At 61.6% G+C, this 21,907-nt stretch carries 14 protein-coding genes; 5 read left to right on the forward strand and 9 right to left on the reverse strand.

The features are described from left to right. The first annotated feature begins 57 nt into the window (after positions 1-57). Together P0Y65_16215 and P0Y65_16220 are read left to right on the forward strand one after the other, a co-directional pair. Positions 58-4,581 (forward strand): LLM class flavin-dependent oxidoreductase, encoded by a 4,524-nt coding sequence (locus P0Y65_16215; GenBank protein ID WEK03722.1) that lies wholly within the window; start codon positions 58-60, stop codon positions 4,579-4,581. Between the two features lie 45 nt (positions 4,582-4,626). Next, the gene (locus tag P0Y65_16220; GenBank protein WEK03723.1) at positions 4,627-5,295 is read left to right on the forward strand and encodes a 4'-phosphopantetheinyl transferase superfamily protein; all 669 of its coding nucleotides are present in this window, start codon (positions 4,627-4,629) and stop codon (positions 5,293-5,295) included. Here P0Y65_16220 and P0Y65_16225 read toward each other — a convergent pair. Together P0Y65_16225 and P0Y65_16230 are read right to left on the reverse strand one after the other, a co-directional pair. Continuing rightward, positions 5,292-6,641, reverse strand: a complete 1,350-nt coding sequence (locus P0Y65_16225) for an undecaprenyl-phosphate glucose phosphotransferase (GenBank protein ID WEK03724.1) — start codon at positions 6,639-6,641, stop codon at positions 5,292-5,294. The genes P0Y65_16220 and P0Y65_16225 overlap by 4 nt on opposite strands. A gap of 332 nt (positions 6,642-6,973) precedes the next feature. Then, positions 6,974-7,546, reverse strand: coding sequence for a flavin reductase family protein (locus P0Y65_16230; protein ID WEK03725.1), 573 nt, complete (start codon positions 7,544-7,546; stop codon positions 6,974-6,976). Between the two features lie 428 nt (positions 7,547-7,974). Here P0Y65_16230 and P0Y65_16235 point away from each other — a divergent pair, with 428 nt between their 5' ends. After that, positions 7,975-9,348 carry a hypothetical protein gene (locus P0Y65_16235; protein WEK03726.1) on the forward strand — a complete coding sequence of 458 codons (1,374 nt, stop codon included), beginning with the start codon at positions 7,975-7,977 and terminating at the stop codon, positions 9,346-9,348. Positions 9,349-9,462: 114 nt separating this feature from the next. After that, positions 9,463-11,331: a hypothetical protein gene (locus tag P0Y65_16240; protein ID WEK03727.1), complete on the forward strand. Its 1,869-nt coding sequence runs from the start codon at positions 9,463-9,465 to the stop codon at positions 11,329-11,331. 1 nt (position 11,332) lies between these two features. Here the strand turns inward: P0Y65_16240 and P0Y65_16245 are convergent, their stop codons facing one another. From P0Y65_16245 to P0Y65_16260, 4 genes are all read right to left on the reverse strand, one after another. Then, complete coding sequence (locus P0Y65_16245) at positions 11,333-12,697, reverse strand: oligosaccharide flippase family protein (GenBank protein WEK03728.1); 1,365 nt, start codon at positions 12,695-12,697, stop codon at positions 11,333-11,335. Positions 12,698-12,977: 280 nt separating this feature from the next. Further along, the gene (locus P0Y65_16250) at positions 12,978-13,787 is read right to left on the reverse strand and encodes an SDR family NAD(P)-dependent oxidoreductase (GenBank protein ID WEK03729.1); all 810 of its coding nucleotides are present in this window, start codon (positions 13,785-13,787) and stop codon (positions 12,978-12,980) included. Further along, on the reverse strand, positions 13,777-15,390 hold the full coding sequence (locus P0Y65_16255; protein WEK03730.1) for a GMC family oxidoreductase: 1,614 nt from the start codon (positions 15,388-15,390) through the stop codon (positions 13,777-13,779). Before P0Y65_16255 ends, P0Y65_16250 begins: the two co-directional genes overlap by 11 nt. Continuing rightward, positions 15,380-17,464, reverse strand: a complete 2,085-nt coding sequence (locus P0Y65_16260; protein ID WEK03731.1) for an acyltransferase family protein — start codon at positions 17,462-17,464, stop codon at positions 15,380-15,382. Before P0Y65_16260 ends, P0Y65_16255 begins: the two co-directional genes overlap by 11 nt. Positions 17,465-17,763: 299 nt before the next feature. Between P0Y65_16260 and P0Y65_16265 the strand changes: the two genes are divergently transcribed. Beyond that, a complete protein-coding gene (locus tag P0Y65_16265; protein WEK03732.1) occupies positions 17,764-19,056 on the forward strand; it encodes a glycosyltransferase family 4 protein in 1,293 nt (430 codons plus the stop codon). Here P0Y65_16265 and rfbA read toward each other — a convergent pair whose 3' ends face one another. Genes rfbA through rfbB form a run of 3 tightly spaced genes read right to left on the reverse strand, consistent with a single transcriptional unit; the run spans position 19,057 to position 21,907 of the window. After that, positions 19,057-19,926: a glucose-1-phosphate thymidylyltransferase RfbA gene (gene rfbA, locus P0Y65_16270; protein WEK03733.1), complete on the reverse strand. Its 870-nt coding sequence runs from the start codon at positions 19,924-19,926 to the stop codon at positions 19,057-19,059. It abuts the gene before it with no gap. Beyond that, positions 19,923-20,840 (reverse strand): dTDP-4-dehydrorhamnose reductase, encoded by a 918-nt coding sequence (gene rfbD / locus P0Y65_16275; protein WEK03734.1) that lies wholly within the window; start codon positions 20,838-20,840, stop codon positions 19,923-19,925. Before rfbD ends, rfbA begins: the two co-directional genes overlap by 4 nt. Beyond that, positions 20,837-21,907, reverse strand: coding sequence for a dTDP-glucose 4,6-dehydratase (gene rfbB / locus P0Y65_16280; GenBank protein WEK03735.1), 1,071 nt, complete (start codon positions 21,905-21,907; stop codon positions 20,837-20,839). The genes rfbD and rfbB overlap by 4 nt, the downstream gene beginning before the upstream one ends.

Consider the following 21,907-nt stretch of genomic DNA (forward strand, 5'->3'; position numbering starts at 1 on the left):
ATCTCCACATTTGTTATTACTGGCGATGAATTTTTGACTCTGCAATGCGCAGAGATCTTGCTGGAACGCGGACACGCAATCAGTGCGCTGATCTCGAAAGCGCCACGTAACCAGGATTGGGCAGCGGACAAGAATATCCCCGTCTTCAACACTTTGTCCGAACTGCCAGAGCGCTTTTCCGCCGGCTCTTTCGACTGGCTGTTGAGCATTGCCAACCTGTCGATCATTGCCGATGCGACCCTTGCCCTGCCCGGCCAAGGCACGATCAATTTCCATGACGGTCTGCTGCCGCGCTTTTCGGGCCTCAATACACCGAGCTGGTCACTGATCGAGGGGAGCACCGAGCATGGCGTGACCTGGCATGTTGTGGCGGGGGGGATCGACGAAGGTGACATCCTGGCGCAGCAGAGCTTTGCCATAGCACCCGACGAGACGGCACTGACACTCAATGCGAAGTGCCTTGAAGCCGGCATGGCGAGCTTTGTCGAGGTCGTCGGGCAGATTGAGAATGGCGCGCTGCAGGGCCGGACGCAGGATCTGTCGCAGCGGCACTATTATGCCAAGAACCAACGGCCAGATGCCCTGGCGACGCTGGATTTTACCGGATCCGCCGAAGAACTGTCGCGCCTGGTGCGCGCCCTGAGCTTTGGCGAGGGTTATCGCAATCCGCTGGTGACGCCCAAGGTTTTTGCGCTGGGGCGCGTCTTTCCTGTTACCGCACTGACGATCTCGGACATTCGCAGCACCACTACGCCGGGAACGGTGGTTTCGATAACCGAGGGTGGCGTTACGGTCGCCACCGCCGACTTCGATATCAGCCTTGCGACCGGCCCCGCGGCCGATGGCAGCCAGCTGGTGCAGGTGGTCGGATCGGGTGACACGCTGGGCCTGGCGGCGGACGAAAGCATCGCGCTCACCGCCGCATCGCAGAATGCGGTTGCCGGCGAAACGCGCCACCGGACGCGCATTGCCAAGGCGATGAATGTCGAACTGCCGCTGATTGCAGAGAGCGAGGCTGCCGGGCGGACGCAATCGGTTGCGCTCAACCTGCCGACCGGGACAAATACAGAAACCATCGCGGCATTCTTTGCGCGACTGTCGGCGCAGGAAAACCTGTCGCTGGCCTATGCAAATGACCAGTTTGCGGCCCTCGGCCAGAAATTTTCAGATTATTTCTCGGCCAGTGTCCCGCTCAACCTCGTCGCCGCGCCGGATACTTCCGCGGGCGACTACATCGCAATGCTTGGCGCCACGATCGAAAAGCTGCGTCAGGATGGTCCTTATCTGGCCGACCTCGTGGCCCGCCAGCCTGACCTTTCCGAGCCAAAGCTGGATATCGGCATCATGGAGGGCGCGGTGCCGGCCCTGATCGCGAGCACTGCCGTGACCATCGCCGTCGGCACCAATGGCGCCACCTTGGTCTTTGATGACCGGCGGATGTCGGCGACCAATGCGCGGCGCCTCGCCGGATGGCTGCAAACTTTTGCCAGCGCGGCGCAGGACAGTTCGACGACGGCGCTGAAGCTGATGCCGATCCTGGGCGCAGATGAGCTGCAGGAGCTGCTCTACACGCGCAACGACACGGCGCTGGACTATGATCGCACGGCAACCGTGCATTCGCTGATCGAGCAGCAGGTCGATCGCACGCCTGATGCCATTGCCGTCGCACGTGGCAGCCAGGCACTGACCTATCGACAGCTCGACGATGCTGCCAACAAGCTGGCTGCAGCGCTGATCGCGCGCGGCGTTGGCGCGGGCACGCTGGTCGGACTGCACCTGCTGCGCTCGGTCGAAATGGTGATCTCGGTGCTCGGCATCCACAAGGCCGGCGGCGCCTATGTGCCGCTCGACCCCGAATTTCCGGCCGACCGCATCAGCTATATGGTGGAGGACAGCAAGGCGTTGCTGGTGGTGACCGACCGTCGCCATGCCGGCGGGCTGGGGCTTGATAGTGGCAAACTGGTGCTGATCGAGGATGTATTGGCAGGTCCAGCAGGCGAACGCCCGGGCGGGCGGTCTGCGCCTGGCGACCTCGCCTATGTCATCTATACGTCCGGTTCGACCGGGCGTCCCAAGGGGGTGATGGTCGAGCATGGCAATGTCGCCAATTTCTTCGCCGGCATGGACCAGCGCATTGCGGTCAATCCCGAGGGCGACAATGTCTGGCTGGCCGTTACGAGCCTCTCCTTCGACATTTCGGTGCTGGAACTGTGCTGGACGCTGACCCGCGGCTTCAAGGTGGTGCTGCATGTGCATCACGCCGCGGCGGCCAAATCGGAACGCGGCGGGCTGGCCCGACCGGTGGAATTCGGGCTCTACTATTGGGGCAATGACGATGGTGTGGGCCCTGCGAAGTATGAACTGTTGCTGGAAGGCGCCAGGATCGCCGACCAGAACGGCTTTAGCTCGCTGTGGACGCCGGAGCGGCATTTCGGCGCCTTTGGCGGGCCCTATCCCAATCCGGCCGTAACTGGCGCTGCGGTTGCAGCGATTACCAAGAACCTGTCGATCCGCGCTGGCAGCTGCGTGCTGCCGCTGCACCACCCGGCCCGCGTGGCCGAGGAATGGGCGGTGATCGACAATATCACCAATGGCCGCGTGGCCATGGCCTTTGCCTCGGGCTGGATGCCGGAAGATTTCGTGCTGCGGCCCGAGAATGCGCCGCCCAACAACAAGACCGCGATGATCCGCGATATCGACACGGTGCGTCGGCTCTGGCGCGGCGAAAAGATGAAGTTCAGCGCCGGCGGCATGGACGTCGAAGTGGTGACGCAGCCGCGGCCGATCCAGAAGGAATTGCCGATCTGGGTGACTTCGGCGGGCAATCCTGAAACCTTCCGCGAGGCGGCGCGCCAGGGCGCCAATGTGCTGACGCATCTGCTCGGCCAGTCGGTCGACGAGCTGGCCGAAAAGATCCGCGCCTATCGCGAGACGCTGGCCGAACTGGGCCGCGACCCGTCGCAATACAAGGTCACCCTGATGCTGCATACGCTGATGGGCGCTGACCGCGAGGTGGTGCGCGAGCAGGCGCGCCAGCCGATGAAGGACTATCTGCGCAGCGCCACCGCCCTGATCAAGCAATATGCCTGGGCCTTCCCCGCCTTCAAGAAGCCGGCCGGGGCGACGCAGGCGATGGATGTCGACCTGCGCACGCTCAACGAGGAAGAACTCGACGGCATTCTCGAATATGCCTTCCTGCGCTATTTCGAGGACAGCGGGCTGTTCGGCACGGTGGAAGACGGCTGGGCGCGGGTGCAGCAGGTTGCCGGCATCGGCGTCGATGAAGTGGCCTGCCTGATTGATTATGGCATACCCACGCAGCAGGTGCTGGAGGGGCTGACCACGCTCTCCGCGCTGGTCAAGGATGTCGGCGCGGCCGAGATCGAGCAGGGTGAAGAAGGCGGGCTTGCCGCCGAAGTGCAGCAGCACAAGGTGACGCACCTGCAATGCACGCCATCGATGGCGATGATGTTCCTGTCGGCCGACGAGGATAAGGCGGCCCTGGCCGCGGTCAGGCATCTGTTCATCGGCGGCGAAGCGCTCAACGCGTCGCTGGTGCGCCAGATCGGCGAGGCCACGTCGGCCAGTATCGAGAACATGTATGGGCCGACCGAGACCACAATCTGGTCGTCGACGCTCAGCGTGCCGGCCAATGTAGATGGCGTTGTGCCAATCGGCACGCCGATCGCCAATACGCAGCTCTATGTGCTTGATGCCAATCAGCAGCCGGTGCCCATGGGCATTCCGGGCGAGCTGTTCATCGGCGGCGATGGCGTGACGCGCGGCTATTACAACCGGCCGGACCTGACGGAAACCCGATTTTTCGCCGATCCGGCAACGGGCGGGCGCATGTACAAGACAGGCGACCTGGTCAGCGTTGATCCACAGTCGCCGCAGATCAAGTTCATCGGCCGCACCGACTTCCAGGTCAAGGTGCGCGGCTATCGCATCGAGCTGGGTGAAATCGAGACGGCGATCGGGGGCTTTGCCGGCATCAAGGAAAATGTCGTGCTGGCGCGCAAGGATGACGCGAGCGATGTTCGTCTCGTGGCCTATCTGCGGCTCACAGGCGTCGAATTCGACGAGGCTGCCTTGCGGGCGCATCTGTCGGCGACCTTGGCGCCCTATATGGTTCCGAGCCAGTTCGTGGTGATGCAGGCTTTCCCGCTGACGCCCAATGCTAAGGTGGATCGCAACAAGTTGCCGGCACCGAAAGCGCAGGCCTTGCCGGCTCAGCCTGCGGCTGGCAATGACGAGGATACGCCACCGGAAAACGACGCTCAGCGCACCATTGCCGAGGCCTTCAAGCGGACGCTGGGACTGCAGCAGATTGGGCTCTACGACAATTTCTTCGCCCTGGGTGGCCACTCGCTGCTGGCCGTGCATGTGCATCGCGAACTCAAGGGCAGCGTTGCGCCCGATCTCGCGATTACCGACATCTTCCGCTATCCGACGGTGGCGGGCTTGGCTCAACGCATCGCGCAATCAGGGCAGCCCGATGTTCGCCTCACCGGCGCCGCGCAACGCGCCGCCGAGCGGCGCAATGCCATGGCCAATCGCCTGCGGCCAAATGGCGGCTGATCGAGGGGCGACGCCGATGGTGCAGTCTTGACTGAGGAGGCGGGCATGGTCCCGCCTCTGTCACTTGTCCAGGCGATGGCCCAAGCAATTCTCCCCACAGGCGTCGCCGTGGCGATCCGCGATGCGCATGGCGACGTCAGCCAGCTTTTTGCCGAGGAACGAGCAGCGGTGCTCCGCGCCGTGCCGTCACGACAGGCCGAGTTTGCAGCCGGACGACAGGCTGCGCGCCAGGCATTGCTGCACCTGGGTCAGGGGCCAATAGGCCTACCCGTAGCAGAATCGCGCGGGCCAGGCTGGCCGGCGGGCTTTACCGGCAGCATTTCACACTGCCGGGGTGCGGTGATCGCCATTGCGGCGCGGCTCACGCCGGAGCGTGGCCCTGTCGGCATCGACATCGAAGAGGCCACGGCGCTTGAGGTCGATCTGTGGGGCAGCATCTGCACGCCATCTGAGCTGGCCTGGCTGGACGATCAGCCCGATGCGGGGCGCCGGGTGAAGGTGATCTTCTCGATCAAGGAAGCCGTTTACAAGGCGCAATATCCGATCACGCAGACCATGCTCGACTTTCACGATGTCGAGGTTATCGCACTTGAACCCAGCGGATCATTCGAAGTCGCCATCGCCACCGATGCATTGAAAAAGGTCACCGGCCGTTTTCGGGCCAGTGACCAGTTCATTGTTGCTTTTGCCTCAGCCGGAAACGCCGCGCCCTAGAAAGCGGACTTGCGATCGAACATGGCGCCGAAGGTGCGCAGCATGATGCGGATATCGAGCCACAGCGACCAGTGATGCATGTACCAGAGGTCGTGCTCGAGGCGGTCTTCCATGCTGGAGACCGTCGGGGTGGCGCCACGATGACCGTTGATCTGCGCCCAGCCGGTAATGCCCGGCTTGACGTGACGACGGAAGGCGTAGCGGGCGATCAGCTGGTCGTAATGGTCTTCCTGCGACACGGCATGGGGCCTTGGGCCAACCACCGACATATGACCGAAGAGCACGTTCCAGAACTGGGGCAATTCGTCGACGCTGGTGGAGCGGATGAACCTGCCGACCCGGGTAATGCGGGAGTCGTTCTTGATCGCCTGGGTCATGGCGCCCGACGATTCCATCACGGACATGCTGCGGAACTTGAGGATGTCGAAAGGCTTGTTGTTGAAGCCGCGACGCTGCTGGCGAAAGAAGACCGGGCCAGGTGTATCGAGCTTGATGGCTATGGCCGCCAGCAGCATGAGCGGGGCAAAGAAGAATATGGCGATGGAAGCGAAGACGATGTCGAAGCCGCGCTTGATATAACGCTCTGCCAGATTGAGCGGCGCACGCTGCAGCTCGACGATGGTCGTCTCGCCGAAGGTGCTGACCGGCAGCACGGCGAACTGGGACACGAAGGAGTCGAGCATGAAGTGGACGGGCACCGGCAGTGTGCGCAACTGCTTGATCAGACCCTGAAGCGCATCGCGCGACATGCCGTCTGTCATCACATAGATTTCGCTCACATTGTTGGAGATCGACAGGCTGACCCGCGGCAGCAGCTGGTTGAGCTGACCCTGTTCGTCGATATCGAGCACATGAACTGCTTCGAGACCAAAATCGCTGAGTTGGGCCTGGGACGAGGCGGTGTCATGCCCTGCGCCGCGGATCAGCATGACCTTTTTCTTCTGCACGGTGCCGCGCGTGGTGGCGACGCGGATATACTGCGCCCAGGCCAGCCGGCTCAGCACAATGCCACCAGTGGAAGTGGCGGCAAAAAGAGCAATTGCGGCGCGGGAGAACGAGTCCGAGGCACCCAGAAGAAAGACCACCAGCGCCAAGAAAGTCGCCAGGATGAAACTGCTGGCCACGATATAGGCGAGCTGCTTGGAGAAAAAGACCAGGACCGAAGGTTTGTAATAGCCCTTGGCCACCATCAGCAGGACAAAACCGGCGGCGAAGACCAGCCCGATGGCAAGGTACTTCGTTGGCTGGTCCCAGAAGCCAAAGGCGAAATGGTGGTAGCCGATGCCAGAAACGATGGCCGCAACAACGACGATGACCGAGTCGACTGCAGCAACAAGGTAAGACACAACACTCCGTTGCATGGCAACGTGTTTGCGATCTTCGAGATTGCCAATCGATAGAGCGTGCGCTTCAACCATTCTGTGGCCTCGTCTAGATTTCAGCCCATTCTTAACACAGTATTAACACATTTGAAGCAGCCACTAGCAACAGCGTTAATTGAAAACTGTGCCAACATGGTACAATTACCACACTTGCATAAGTTACAACGGCCGCATCGACGCGATCACAAATAAATTACGCAAGTATCGCACGAAGAATCATTGTGGATTCGGGTGTTCATCCACCCCACCCAAATGCGTAGGCTGATATGTTAATTTTACACGAGCCGCACACCAAACTAGATATTATCAGAAAGACCAGACAGGCCATTGTATTCTCCCTGCCAATAAACCAGTGGCCGGGATGAATTACTGCACGATGCATTGAGTACGCGCCCAATCAGAATTGCGTGAGAATAGCGCGGCAGCACTTCTTCGAGATCACACTCAATGACGGCAAGCGCGTCAACAAGCCGTGGAATCTGACTGGCATCGCGTTGCCAGCGCGGATCGACATATCTGTCATTGCCGCTCAGGCCGCGACGGCCAGCGAAGGTATCCGCCACTTCCCGATGTGCGGACGAGAGAATATTGACCGCAAAACGCCCGCTGCGCTGGACGAGTGGCCAGCAGGACGAGGTGCGGTTGATGCTGACCAGGAGGGTGGGCGGGTCCATGGACAGCGAGATGATCGAGGTCGCCGTGAAGCCGGCGGCGTCGTCACCCGCCCGCACCGTGACGACAGCCACGCTCGCGGCAAGATTTCGCATGGAATTCTTGAATGCATCTGCAAGATACATTGGCGCAACAGCATCCTGTATGTCGCCCGGAACTACAATCGCCCCGCTGATCTCCTCGACATCTTCCCGCATTTCCCCACCCCAAAAATCTGTTGCGTAATTCGGACGCTTGAAGCATCTTGAACTGCCAAAATGGACTTGGCAATTCACACATTAGGAAAGTATTAACGCAGCCAGAGATGCCGGAATGCATCGACCGTGGCGGCAAAAACTTGCAACCACGCCAAACCGAAAGCAAAAGTTTTACATGCAACCTTCGGTTACAGCAGTGTTATCGATATTATGATCTGCCGACTTTCCACGCGCAGGATATACACTATCATCGCTTCAGCCGCCCCATGACGTCTGACATGAAGTGAATGACATGACCGAACGGACCAAAAGCGCGGCGCCTCCCATCAATCAAACCCTGGGTAAGAGAGCGCAACACTCTCCATAGATCTGCAATGCCGAACGCCTTCTCCTTCCTCATGCTTGCAGTCTGGCCACTGGTGGTTGCCATGCTTTTCCGCCGCCTGCCATTGGAGCGGGCGTTCATCTGGTCGATCCTTGGCGGCTATCTGATCCTGCCACCCGTGGTGAATTTCGATCCACCGGTCCTGCCGCCATTTGACAAGCATTCGATTCCGGCACTGTCGGCGCTCTTTGCGCTCTGGGCTCGCCAAGGTCAGTTCCCGAGCCTGCTACCGCAGTCGAAACTGGCGCGGCTTTCCCTCGCCGTCTTCATGTTGAGCGGCATCGGGACCGTACTCAGCAATGGTGACGCGCTGATCGATGGCGCAGCCTATCGGCCTGGCATGGGGACCAGCGAGGTTCTCGCCAGCATGCTCAGCCAGCTCTATCTCGTCCTGCCGCTGCTGCTGGCGCAGAACGTGCTCAGGACACCGGCAGCGATGCGCGAGCTGGTTTTTGCACTCGTTGTGGCAGGCCTCGCCTATTCCATCCCCATGCTGATCGAGGTGCGGCTCAGCCCGCAGATCAACATCTGGGTCTACGGGTTCTTCCAGCATTCCTTTGCGCAGATGATCCGCTATGGCGGGTTCCGGCCGATCGTCTTCCTCGAGCACGGATTGTGGGTGGCCTTCCTCGCCTTCATGACCTTTGCCGCTGCCGTATCCATGCTGCGAAACGAGGCCGACAAGAGGGCACGCTACTTCGCTATCGCCCTTTATCTCGCGGCCGTGCTGGTGCTCTGCAAGAGCGCAGGCGCCATCATCTATGCGCTGTGCTTTGCCCCGCTGGCGCTGTTTGCCTCGAGGCGAACGCAGATACGCATTGCGGCAGTGCTTGCCTTCATCGTGATCCTTTATCCCATGCTGCGCGGCGGCGGGCTCATTCCAATCGATGCCATCATGGGTGAAGCCACGTCGATGGACGCGGACCGATCGCAATCGCTTGGCTTCCGGCTGGCGAACGAGGACGTGCTGCTCGCCCGCGCGGCCGAACGCCCGCTGTTCGGCTGGGGCGGCTGGGGGCGCAACCATGTGCATGACCCGGTAACGGGGCGCGTGATGACAGTGACGGACGGCCTCTGGGTGGGCGTCATCGGCGCCAGTGGCTGGCTGGGCTATCTCGGCTTCTTCGGCCTGCTGACGCTGCCGCTGTTCGAACTGGCTGCGAAGACGCGCAAGAAGGCAGTCGAGATCGATCCCTATCTGGCGGTTCTGGCGCTGATACTTGGCGCCAGCCTGGTCGATCTCATTCCCAATGCGACGCTGGTGACCGTCACCTGGATGATCGCCGGCGCCATATTCGGGCACATGCAGTGGAAGGCCTCGCCGTCGGCAGTCGGATCAACCACAGCGCCGGTCCCATCGATTGCCGCGACGCTAAGACCTGCCCCTTGGGCTACGAAACGGAAGCCGGCCGAATAACTTAGGACATTGCGTCGCGTCACAAGCTTTCTACTTGCATTATTGTTGGGTTCAGAGACTCATCGGAGAACTCTGAAATGTTTCCTCTCCACTCGGGCATGGAAAGACAACACAATGCTGAAACTTGCCGCACCTGTCTGTCTTTCGACCTGGCTGTTGCTGATAACGGCAATAGCCACTCCGGCACAGGAGGCGGCACCACTGGCTTCACCCCAGTCCGCCTGCGGCATCGAGAGTATCCTTGCCTATCAGGCCGAGCACCGGATCGAGGGCGTCGCCAGCCGGGCGGCGCCAGGCGACGAGCTGGTCGACCCCAGCGTGGGGATGGGGCTGGCCGGCATCGAGGACTGGACCAGCGAACAGCCTTTCATCGACGTCGCCAAGACGGCGCGGCCATGGACGGGTCACCTGCCCGGACAATGGGGCGGCTGGAGCCATGAAGATCTTGAAACGCATGGCTATCTCGACGAAAATGGCTGGCCGACCAGCATTCCACCCGAGCTGACCTCGGTGGACCTGCTGATGCTGAGCGGTCTGCCGACCGAAGCCACGTCGATCAACGGCCGCTATCGCCTGACCTTCGAAGGCGAGGGCCGGATCGAAGTCAGCTCGATGCTGAAATATTGGGAAACAACGGGCGGCGAACTCTGGTTCGAGGCGTCCACCGGCAATACGATCGTCAGCATCAAGATCTTCGAGACCGACCCCAACAAGACCGGCAACTACATCCGCAACATTTCGGTCGTCAAGGAAGAGAATGTCGCCGCCTTCGATGCCGGCGAGATCTTCAATCCGCTCTGGATCAAGCATGTCCGCGACGCCCGGCTCGTCCGCTTCATGGACTGGATGCAGACCAACCACTCCAAACAGTCGGAATGGGCCGACCGCCCGCTGCCAGGCGACTACACCTATGCCCTGCGTGGCGCGCCGCTTGAGATCATGGTGGAACTGGCCAACGAGATCGGCGCGGACCCGTGGTTCAACATGCCCCATCTGGCGACCGATGAATATCTGACCTGCTTCGCCGAGGCGGTCCACGCCACGCTCCGCCCCGAGCTCAAGGCCCATGTGGAGTTTTCCAACGAGGTCTGGAACTGGATGTTCGACCAGGCCCAATGGGCGGATGAACAGGCGATCGCGCGCTGGGGACAGAAGGACAGGTGGCTGCAATATTATTCGGTGCGCGCAATGGACATGGCCAGGGCCTGGCGCGCGGTCTATGGCGCGGATGCCGATCAGCGGCTGGACATGGTGCTGGCCACCTTCACCGGCTGGCAGGGGATCGAGGCCGACATTGTTGCGCCGACACAATGGATCGCGGAAAACCCGGCCGAGAACAAAAGCGCGGCCGACTATTTCGATTCCTATGCGGTAACCGGCTACTTTGGCTACAGCCTGGGCGATGCCAAGGCGGATCTGGTGCGCGAGTGGATTGCCGACAGCATTGAAGCTGCTGCCACCGAGAGCAAGGCGCAGGGCCTGTCGGGCACGGCCGCCACCGCCTTTGTCGCCGAGCACCGCTTTGACCAGGCGATCGCACTGGCCGCAGAAGAGCTGCGGGATGGCAGCATCACCGGCGACACATCCAGCACGATCGCCGAATATCTGGAAAACACACTGCCCTATCAGGCCAAGATCGCCAGCGACAACGGTCTCGATCTCATCATGTATGAGGGCGGTACCCATGTCGTCGGTATCGGGCTCAACCAGGAGGACGAGGCCCTGGCCGAGTTCTACGTGACGCTCAACTATTCATCCGAGATGGCCGGTCTTTACCGCGAGCTGATGTCGGGCTGGAGGGAAGCCGGAGGCACGGTCTTCACCATTTACGCAGACGTGGCCTCGGCCAGCAAATTCGGCAGCTGGGGCGCCCTGCGTCACCTCAATGACGACAATCCGCGCTGGGATGCCATCGTCGAGTTCAACCAGGCCAATCCCGGCTGGTGGGAAGAGCGTTCGGAGACGAGCTTCATCGGGCAATGATTCACCCGTTGAGATGGGCGAAGGCATAGAGCAGGTCCCAGTGCACGAAGGTGACGATGGCGGTGATCAATAGAGCCACGACCAGATAGGTGGCGTCGTGCAGGGCGTCCCACACCTTGTGCTTGCGGGCCAGCCAGATCAGCGCCAGGTGGCCGACCAGAAAACCGGTCGCCTGGGCCACCAGGGCACCAAACAGTCCGGCCACTTCCGCACCGATAATGAAGGCGAGAGCCTGGACCGTGCCGCGGAAGGCGATGACGAAGAAGAAGCTGCGTGAGTCGCCGGCTGCCAGCGCGCTCCAGTCATAGGTCAGTCCCACGGTCTGGGGCAGGCAGGCGAGAGCCACCAGCACGGCGATGGCCGAAGCCTGGGCATAGCGGGCGTCGTAAAGCAGAGTAACGATGAAGGGCCCGCTGAGCGCAAAGCACAGCAATAGCGCCATCACGCCGCCGGTCAGGCCAAAGCGCATCAGGCGCAGCTTATGCGCGCTTTGCTCGCCGGGATGGGTGAAGTATTCGCGATAGAGCGGCACCAGGATCTTGCTGACCACCGAGGTCGCCAGCACCAGCGGCGCGGCCGCCAGAAACTGGCCGATATTGTAGATACCGAGCATCTCGAGCGACAGATAGGCGCCCAAGATCAGCCGGTCGCCCTGCCCAAGCAGATAGCCGAAGGCCGTGCTGGGCAGGATCCACTTACCGAAGGTCAGGATTTCGCGGGCTGCCGTAACATCAATGCGGAAGCGGCTCGGCTCACCGGGGATCATGATCGTGACCAGCAGCAGCTTGAACGCCGTGCCCAGGATCATGCCGATCACCAGTGACCAGACCGACGGGATCAGAATTGCGGCCACGACCGTGATGAGCATGGTCACGACCTGGCTGATGAGATCCGCCAGTACCACCCGGCCCAGCAGCAGATGACGTCCCGCCGTCTCGAGTCGAATGGGATTGAGACAGGAGATCAACACCGAGAGGCTTGCCGCGGGCAACAGGTAGAGGATCGCCGGCTCGCGGTAGAAAAGGCTCAGCGGCCAGGCGCAGATCAACACGAAGAGGAAGATCGAAATGCCGCGCAGGACCTGGAGCGACCATGCCGTATCAAGGAAATCGCGCTCGTCACCCCGCCTGCTCTGGGCCACGGAAACACCGATGCCAACGTCGGACAGCATCGCGACGCCCACCATCAGCACCGTGATCAGCGACATCAGCCCGAAGGCTTCAGGAAACAACAGGCGGGTCAGGATCAGGTTGGAAGCGAGGCGGATGACCTGCGACAGGATGTGGCCCGAGCCAGCCCAGGCAAAGCCACGCAGCGCGCGCGCAAACAGCCCGTTGCTGCGCAGAACTTGCTGAACTAGGCCCATATTGCGGTTAGCCGGACGCAGTCCATGACCGTGGCGCGTGTGTTGCAGCCTATCGGACTGGCCGGGGCCTCAAAGGCGAAATACAAAGAAAGATACAGGTCCCTGCCCCCTGGCGACACACAATGCGCTTCAATCACTCGTCAATGTCTCCCCCCGGAGCGATATCAACTACGTCTTGACTAGGTTATAGCTGCGAACCGGCAAAACAAATCCGCTGCCTATCATTAATTTGCTGGCATGGCGCAGGAGATGGCCGAAGAAATCCATTGATCGGTGAACACTATGCCGCCTTCGGCTCGGCGGTAAACTGTCCCAATATTCGGGCCGGCGCGGGACGGCGGCGCAGCACGGCGTCGAGCACGCGGCGCTTGGCCGATCGGCTGGGCAGGATTTCCGTGTTGCGTTCAAACTCGGCACCATTGAGCGAGCGATCATTGCGCATTGCCAGGTCGACACCCCATTCTGCGGCAATGTCGGGGTCGAGCCCGTTCGCCAGCCCCATCTGCGTGTTGAGCACGCCGGGCATCCAGGTGCTGACAACAATGTCGGGAAAACGGTCGGCAACGTCGGCCACGAGCGCCTGGGTAAAAATGCGCGCTGCACCCTTGGATACGGAATAGGCGCTGCCTGCAGGCGTCGGGGCCTGCCCGGCAAAGCTGCCGACATTGACGATGCGGCCACGCCCCGAGATCGTCATGGTGTCCAGCACGGCCCTCGAACAGTTGACGACGCCGCCGAGATTGACCGCCAGCGTCTGCATGAAGGTCGTACCGCTCTCCTCCATGAAGTCACGATGTGGATAGACTGCCGCGTTGTTGATCAAAATCGACGGATCGCCGTGCCGCTCGCGTAGCGTGCGGAAGGCCAGTTTGACGGCGTCCTCGTCGGCGACATTCACCACCATCGCCGTGAAGATGGCACTGGCAATGCTATCTTCGGCCTGCCCTAGGGTTGACGGCGAGCGGCCGAAGCCGACCACGGGAATACCCTTGCGACAGAAACTGGCTGCCATGGCGCGTCCCAGTCCCGAACCGGCTCCGGTGATAACCACCAGCGGATCAACCAGGGGGGCAACCCCACTAATGAGCATGCGAGGTTTCCTTGCGAGTGGCCCCGGCAGGATCGGCGCGAAGCTGTCCCGCTATGGCGTCGGCAATCCGCAGCGCATTGGCCGCGATGGTCAGGCTGGGGTTGATGCCCGTCGAGGTCGGCATGAAGGATGCATCGGCCACATAGAGGTTCTTGACCTCATGGGTGCGACAGTTGGCATCCAGAACGCTGGTCTTGGGGTCATTGCCGAAGCGCAGCGTTCCACAGACATGGGCAAAGTTCAGGTTCGGCTGGAAGGTGAGGAAGGTCGATTTCAGACCCTTCAGCTTGCGCTTGATCAGCTTCTGGTATTCGGCGCGGCGCGTGCGCAGTTCAGCGGGAATAAAATATTCGAAGACGATGCGCTCCGGCTTTTCAGGATCAAGCAGCACGCGGTTTTCGGCGTAGGGCAGGTCTTCCATAATGCCGACAAAGACCTTGGCATTGCCGAAAATCCTTGAGGCCAGATAGGCGGGGATGCGCAGCAGCGCCCGCAGGGGACGCAGCTTGCGCAGGGGCGAGCGGTCAAAGACGTTTTTCAGATATTGCACGATCTCGCCGTAGGAACCGTTGACCCCCATGGCCTGGAAGGAGCCATAGCGCTGGCCCTCGCTCGAATAAAAGTCACGCAAGGCGAGGCCACGGGTCGGCGCATCAAAACGCCCACCGCGTTCCGGCCAGACGGCGATCATTTCGGTGAGGTGGAACATCATGTTGCGGCCGACCATATCGCTGCCATTCGCCAGCCCCATCGGCCATTGCTCCGATCGGGAGGCTAGCAGCAGCCTGGGCGAACCAAAGCCGCCCGCGGCCAGCACATAGGCACGGCCGCGCACCGCGATATTCTGTCCGCCCCGCTGTGCTTCAACATGCAACACCTGATCGGCATCAGCCCGCAGGAAGTTGACCTCGCACATGTCGAGAATGGAGGCATTGCCGGTGGCGAGCGCCGGCTCCACCCCGGCCGAACGCCCGTCCATCTTGCACACTCTTGGACATTTGCTGCCGAAGCAGAAGCCACAGCCTGGCAAAGCCTTGACGCCAAGGTGCAACTGATAGGGATGGAGACCCAACCGGCTGAAACTGGCCATCAGGGACTCGTCACCCGCTTCGATTGGGATGGGCGGCAGGATGTCGGCAGGTGGCTCGGAAGAGAGGGTATCGACGCCGCCACGCACGCAATACATCTGCTCGGCTGCGGTAAAATAGGGTTCGAAACTGTCGTAGTCGACCGGCCAGCCACCAGTGGGGTGCTTGTGCTGGCTCGTCTCGTCGATGTCGTGGCGTTCGGGCCGTTCCAGGGTCGCCGCATAGAAGGCGGAGGAGCCGCCAACACCGGCGCCAAGCGGCCCCAGGAAGGTCGATGTCTGTCCATTGATCGTGCCCGTCATCTCGACCGGCCACAGCCCTCGGATCAGGCGGGCATGGGGATCGAGAATATCATAGCTCATGTTCTGCTGTTCGGCGCGGGGGCCAAATGGGCCCTTTTCGAGGAACAGGACCGAGAAGCCCTTTTCGGCCAGGCTTCGACCGATTGTACCGCCGCCTATCCCGGTGCCGATAACGATCACATCCCAGACTTTGGTCGTCACATCATGGAGCATTGGCAACACTCACCTGGGTTGGATTGGCATCAGCCTTGACCAGCGGGACGAAAAGATCGCGGCTGCGGATCGCCGCGGAATTGGTGACGTGGTTGTTGTCGAAATAGCTGGATTGACCATCGTAGAGGACGGAGCAGCTCTGCTCGTTGCAGAAGTAGCTGTCGAGATCGATCCAGGTCACCTTGTGCTCGGCGATGGCCCGCTTGAACGGGACTTCGGAGGCTGACGAGCGTTCGGCCACGGCACCAAGGTCAATGCTGAAGCGATTGGCCTCCTCGGCCACCGCACCGCCATGCGCCAGCTTGCGGGCGACATCGCGGGAATCGTACCAGGGAACCTCGGGCACCTGGCGCAGCACGAAGACATTGTCGAAATGGGCCGACAGAATGTCGAGCGTCTGTGTCACGGCGTTGTCGAAGACCTGGATTTGCGGCTCGGTGCCGGGGATCGGGCCGGGCGACCTGGCCAAAGTAATGGTGTTGACCGCGTCATAGCCGGTGCCCGCGCCCTGCGCGTAATAGGACCAGCGCCCGATCAGCAGGATGGTGTCGATATCGAGCGGTCCGGTCGTCGCCTGCAGGATGCGCTCGTTGGACTGGGTGCATTCCTCGTCCTGATCGCGGGTTGTGGCGCTTTCCTGCTTCTGGATACCAAACAGGGGCGGACAGCCGGCCCGCCAGATCAGGATGCCCGGGACCTGCTGTTCAGCCGCCATGCGTTCGAGGCCTTCCTTGAACGCGCGCGCATGGGAGTCGCCCCAGACCAGGAATTTCGGTGCGCCAGCCGGCCCCAGGGGGCAGAGGTTGATGCCGGCAAAGGGTTCATCGCTCGCCACGGCACAGCGGCTCCAGTCCTGCAGGAAATCCGCCGATGCCTCGATATGGGTGCGCACCTCCGGCTGGAAGCGACTGGGCAGGCCGTCTGTGCGGTAGAGACCAAAACCGATCGCCACGAGGGTAACCGAGGCAGCGACCATGCCGCCAAAAGCAAAGCGCTTGCGGATCTTCAACCCATGCCGGAACGGCAGTTCGACGAAGCGCCAGGAGAGGTAGGCCAGCAGCAGGGAGAGGACCAGCCAGCACAGCATGTCGAGCGGGCCGGTCTGACCATTGCGGTAGTAGGTCCAGAGCGTCACCACCGGCCAGTGCCAGAGGTAGAGCGAATAGGAGATCAGGCCCAGCGAGACGACCGGCTTCCAGGTCAGCAGGCGATTGACGGGATTGGCGTGCCGGCCGTTGAGGATCAGCAGCACCGTGCCCAGGACCGGGGCCAGTACGGCAAAGCCCGGAAAATCGCGGCCCGCCGAAATCAGCGCCACTGTCGCAATGATCAGGCCCAGGCCGATCCAGGACAGTGCGCCATGGACCTTCCATGTCGCGGCGCGCTCATAGCCATAAATGGCCAGCAGCACACCAGCCAGCAGTTCCCAGGCGCGAAAAGGGAAGAGGTAAAAGGCGGACGAGTGATTGATCGGGGTAAAGACCAGATTGGCGAGCAGCGAGGCGGCGCAGATCGCCACGATGGCACCCAGCAGGATGCGTTTCCAGCGCGCCAGCACCAGCAGCAGCACCGGCAGGAAGAAGTAAAACTGCTCCTCGAGCGACAGGGACCAGGTGTGGAGCAGGATCTTGTTGCTGGAGTCGATGTCGAAATAGCCGGCCTGGCTGAAGAAATAGACGTTGGACAGGTAGACTGTCGACGCGATCAGCGACTTGCCGAATTCGCGGAATTCGAAGGGCAGCAGAATGGCCCAGCCGGCCATCGAGACCAGGATGGCCATGACGACATAGGCGGGCGCCAGACGGCGAATGCGGCGAATGAAGAAATCGGGGAGAGAGATCCGGCCGCGTTCGGCAAGCTCGCGCCACAGGATGCCGCCGATGAGGAAGCCGGAGATGACGAAGAAGATGTCGACGCCGACGAAACCGCCCGGCACACCCCAGACGCCAAAATGATAGAGCACCACCGCAACGACCGCCACAGCCCGCAGGCCGTCGATCTCGGGGCGATAGAAGGCGCCGCCGGCGACGTGCCGATCGGCCCGCCCGCGTCCGTCATCCCGCTCCGTCCGCATGAAAGGCGCCATCAAGTGGTCCCCGTGTCTACAAAGACATACGCCCGCTTCTACTTGAGTAGTGACGGACATTGGGACAGTGTCAATCACGCTGCTTTGAAAGCAAAGATGCGGAAGCAGAAAATCAGGATTATTTTAGCAGAATGGTTGACGTGCAACGCTGCCTTGCAACAAACGACTACTGATCTGACGCCAGATAACCAATCCGACACTTTCCAATTGCAGTATATTTCCAGATAGATACGCAATCTCCAAGTCAACGATATCTCGCAGACGCCTATGCAGGGGATGTGCTCGCAATGAAATCCGGCAGCCAGATCGACCACAGCGCCATGCGTGTTCTCGTCGTCACCGAGCATGCTTCAGATCGATTTGGTGGCGAGGCCAGTCTACCGCTGCATATTTTTCGCAAGCTGCGGGCCCGTGGCATCGAAGCGTGGATGATCACCCACGCGCGCACGCGCGACGAGTTGCAGATCGCCATTCCCGACCAGCTCGACCGGGTGCATTTCGTGCCCGACACCTGGATCAACAAGCTGACCTATCGGCTGGGCAAGTTTCTGCCCGCGCAGATCGCCTATTTCAGCACGGGCTATGTCAGCCGGCTGAGCAGCCAGATCACGACGCGGCGGCTTGCCAGGAAGATGGTCGGGGAACAGGGGGTCACCATCGTGCACCAGCCCATTCCGGTATCGCCGCGCGAACCGTCGCTGCTGCATGATCTGGGGGCGCCGATGGTCATGGGCCCGCTCAACGGCGGCATGAGTTTTCCGCCGGGATTCAGCACCGGCAATGGCCGGCTTGGCGCGTTGTCCGGGGTGATCGCGGCGGCCCGCTACGCATCGGGCGCGCTGCATCAGCTGATGCCAGGCAAACTACGGGCCGAGACGCTGCTGGTGGCCAATGAGCGCACGCGCCTGGCCCTACCGCAGGGCTGCCGCGGCAAGGTCATCACCCTGATCGAAAATGGTGTCGACCTCACAGTCTGGTCTCCCCCCGAGCGAACCACGCGGACAGCCGAGCAGGGGCCGGCGCGGTTCGTCTTCATCGGACGTCTGGTGGACTGGAAAGCGGTCAACCTGTTGCTCGAGGCCTTTGCCCGCAGCTTCAATGATGGCTCGGCGTCGCTGACCATTGTCGGCGACGGCCCGATGCGGAATGCCTGGCAGGAACAGGCCCGCGCGCTTGGCCTCGACAAATCCGTGCGCTTCACAGGCTGGCTCAGCCAGAAGCAGGCATCCGCCATTCTGGCCGACAGCGACGTGCTCGTCCTGCCCAGTCTTTACGAGGCAGGTGGTGCGGTCGTACTCGAGGCAATGGCGAGCGGGCTGCCGGTCATTGCCACCAATTGGGGCGGGCCGCGGGATTATCTCGACGAAAGCTGCGGCATCCTGGTGGATCCCAGGGACCACGACAGCTTCATCGCCGGTCTCACGGCTGCGATGCAGCGGCTGGCAGGCGACGCCGCGCTGCGCCAGAGCATGGGTCGCGCGGCGGCCGAGAAAGTATCGAACGGCACGCTCAACTGGGACCGCAAGATCGAACGCCTGCTCGAGATTTACGAGCAGACGGTTCAATCCGCCAAGCGATGATCACTGATTGCCCAGGATCTTCAGCAGATACTGCCCATAGGCATTCTTTTTCATCGCCACACCCAGCTTTTCGAGCTGGCACCCGTCGATGAAACCCATGCGATAAGCGATTTCCTCGGGGCAGGCGATCTTGAAGCCTTGGCGCTTTTCCAGCGTCGCCACGAACTGCGCCGCATCGAGCAGGCTGTCGGGCGTGCCGGTATCGAGCCAGGCATAGCCGCGCCCCATCAGTTCGACCGAGAGCTGCCCTTTGTCGAGATAGGCGCGGTTGACGTCGGTGATTTCGAGCTCGCCGCGCGGTGACGGCTTGAGATTGGCAGCGATGTCGACGACCTGCTCGTCGTAGAAGTAGAGCCCGGTCACCGCCCAGCTGGAGCGCGGCTTCTCCGGCTTTTCCTCGATGCTGAGGGCGCGCATGTCGGCATCGAAATCGACGACACCGTAACGCTCGGGATCGGTCACGTGATAGGCGAAGACAGTGCCGCCCTGGGTGCGATCGACGCCGCGCTTCATGATTTCGGGCAGGCCGTGGCCATAGAAGATATTGTCGCCCAGAACGAGCGCCGAGGGACCGCCAGCTACAAAGGCGGCACCGATGATGAAGGCTTCCGCCAGGCCATTGGGCTGCGGCTGGCTGGCAAAGCTCAGCGACAGGCCCCATTGCGAGCCATCACCCAGGAGGCGCTTGAAGCCTTCGGCCTCGTGCGGCGTGGTGATGATGAGAATGTCCTTGATCCCCGCCAGCATCAGCGTGGTCAGCGGATAATAGACCATCGGCTTGTCATAGACCGGCACGAGTTGCTTGGAGACCGCCAGGGTCATCGGATGCAGCCGTGTGCCGGTGCCGCCGGCCAGAATAATACCCTTCATCGTGATCGCTGCTCCTCCAGGCGATGATCCATGCCTGCAAGCAGGCGTTCAATGGTGTGTCGTGTCGAGGCCTGCCAGCCTGGCATGGTCAAGCCATGGGTGGCTTTGAGCTTGAACGTATCGAGACGGGAGTTGGCCGGTCGCCTGGCTGGCGTCGGATAGTCCGCCGTGCCGATGCGCGTGACATTGGCGCCGGGTCCGCCAAGCGATTTGGCGACGGCGAAAATCTCGATGGCAAAGTCGGCCCAGCTGGCTTCGCCGCTGCCGGCCACGTGAAAGGTACCACGTAGCTTTGCGTCATCCGGACGAGCCAGCAGGTTTTTGGCCACGGCAATGACCGCTGTCGCGAGGTCAAGCGCCGAGGTGGGATTGCCGCGCTGATCGTCAACAACGCGCAGTTCGGAACGCGTTTCGGCCAGGCGCAGCATGGTCTTGAGGAAATTGCCGCCAAAAGGCGAATAGACCCAGGCGGTGCGCAGGATGGCATGATTGTCGGTGGCGGCAGCGATCGCCCTCTCACCGGCCAGTTTGGTCGCACCATAGACACCGAGTGGATTGGTGGCATCGCTCTCGACATAGGGGGTCGGCTTGCTGCCATCAAAAACATAGTCGGTCGAGAGATGCACAATGGGAATGCTCAGGTCCGCCGCCAGCTCGGCAAGCGCTGCAGGTCCCGCGGCATTGACCCGACGCGCCATATCGGCATCGGTCTCCGCCTTGTCGACTGCAGTATAGGCAGCAGCAGAGACGATGACATCGGGCCGCGCCTCGGCGATCTTGAACAGGCCCTCTCGCGGATCGGCAAGGTCGAGTTCGGGTCGACCCATGGCAATGACCGACACGCCCTGCCCGGCACCCGCCTCCCGCAGAGCCGTTGCAACCTGCCCGGTCTTGCCCGAGACCACCAGCCTCATTCGGCGGCCTTTGGCTTGCCGGTGTCGAGCACGCCAAGCCGTTCCCCGGCATAGGCCTGGCGCAACGGCTGCCACCACCAGTCATTGCCCAGATACCAGTCGACGGTGCGGGCGATGCCGGTTTCGAAATTCTCCTGCGCTTTCCAGCCCAGTTCCTGTTCCAGTCTGGTGGCGTCGATGGCATAGCGCGCATCATGGCCCGGCCGATCGGTGACAAACTGGATCAGCTCTTCGCGCGGGCGACCTGCCGGAAGGCGCTGGTCGAGGATGGCGCAGATGCGGCGGACAACGTCGATATTGCGGACTTCGTTACGCCCGCCGACATTATAGGTCTCGCCCACGCGGCCACGCTCTACGATGAGGTCCAGCGCACGGGCATGATCTTCCACATAAAGCCAGTCGCGCACATTGGTGCCTTGGCCATAGACGGGCAGCGCCTTGCCTTCCATGGCGTTGAGAATGGTCAGCGGGATCAGCTTTTCGGGGAAGTGATAGGGCCCGTAATTGTTCGAGCAGTTGGAGACCACCACCGGCAGGCCATAGGTGCGGGCCCAAGCCTTGGCCAGGTGATCCGAAGCGGCCTTGGAGGCCGAATAGGGTGAACTCGGATCATAGGGCGTTTCTTCGGTGAAAAGCCCCGTGTCGCCCAGCGAACCATAGACCTCGTCGGTCGAGACATGGAGGAAACGGAAGCGCTGCTTTTCTGCGCCGCTGAGGCCAGCGTAGTAAGCGCGCGCGGCTTCCAGCATGGTGAAACTGCCGATGACATTGGTCTCTACGAAATCCTTGGCGCCGGTGATCGAGCGGTCGACATGGCTTTCGGCGGCGAGATGCATCACCCGATCGGGCCGAAAACTTGCGAAAGCCTCATTGATGGCGCGGGCGTCGCAGATGTCGGCCTTGAGGAAGCTATGGTTGTTCTTGCCTTCGACGTCGCGCAGCGAGGCGAGATTGCCGGCATAGGTCAGCTTGTCGACCGTGAGCACCTCATAGTGCTTTTCCAGCACCAGATGACGCACCAGGGCCGAGCCAATGAAGCCGGCGCCGCCGGTAACCAGAACCCGCAT

This window comes from Candidatus Devosia phytovorans (genome assembly GCA_029202405.1).
GTDB lineage: Bacteria > Pseudomonadota > Alphaproteobacteria > Rhizobiales > Devosiaceae > Devosia > Devosia phytovorans.

Coding starts and splice junctions, on each gene's coding strand:
- P0Y65_16220 (WEK03723.1), top strand. CDS start 4,627: ATGGTCCCGCCTCTGTCACTTGTCCAGGCGATGGCCCAAGCAATTCTC.
- P0Y65_16230 (WEK03725.1), bottom strand. CDS start 7,546: ATGCGGGAAGATGTCGAGGAGATCAGCGGGGCGATTGTAGTTCCGGGC.
- P0Y65_16235 (WEK03726.1), top strand. CDS start 7,975: ATGCTTTTCCGCCGCCTGCCATTGGAGCGGGCGTTCATCTGGTCGATC.
- P0Y65_16240 (WEK03727.1), top strand. CDS start 9,463: ATGCTGAAACTTGCCGCACCTGTCTGTCTTTCGACCTGGCTGTTGCTG.
- P0Y65_16245 (WEK03728.1), bottom strand. CDS start 12,697: ATGGGCCTAGTTCAGCAAGTTCTGCGCAGCAACGGGCTGTTTGCGCGC.
- P0Y65_16250 (WEK03729.1), bottom strand. CDS start 13,787: ATGCTCATTAGTGGGGTTGCCCCCCTGGTTGATCCGCTGGTGGTTATC.
- P0Y65_16255 (WEK03730.1), bottom strand. CDS start 15,390: ATGCTCCATGATGTGACGACCAAAGTCTGGGATGTGATCGTTATCGGC.
- P0Y65_16260 (WEK03731.1), bottom strand. CDS start 17,464: ATGCGGACGGAGCGGGATGACGGACGCGGGCGGGCCGATCGGCACGTC.
- P0Y65_16265 (WEK03732.1), top strand. CDS start 17,764: ATGAAATCCGGCAGCCAGATCGACCACAGCGCCATGCGTGTTCTCGTC.
- rfbA (WEK03733.1), bottom strand. CDS start 19,926: ATGAAGGGTATTATTCTGGCCGGCGGCACCGGCACACGGCTGCATCCG.
- rfbD (WEK03734.1), bottom strand. CDS start 20,840: ATGAGGCTGGTGGTCTCGGGCAAGACCGGGCAGGTTGCAACGGCTCTG.
- rfbB (WEK03735.1), bottom strand. CDS start 21,907: ATGCGGGTTCTGGTTACCGGCGGCGCCGGCTTCATTGGCTCGGCCCTG.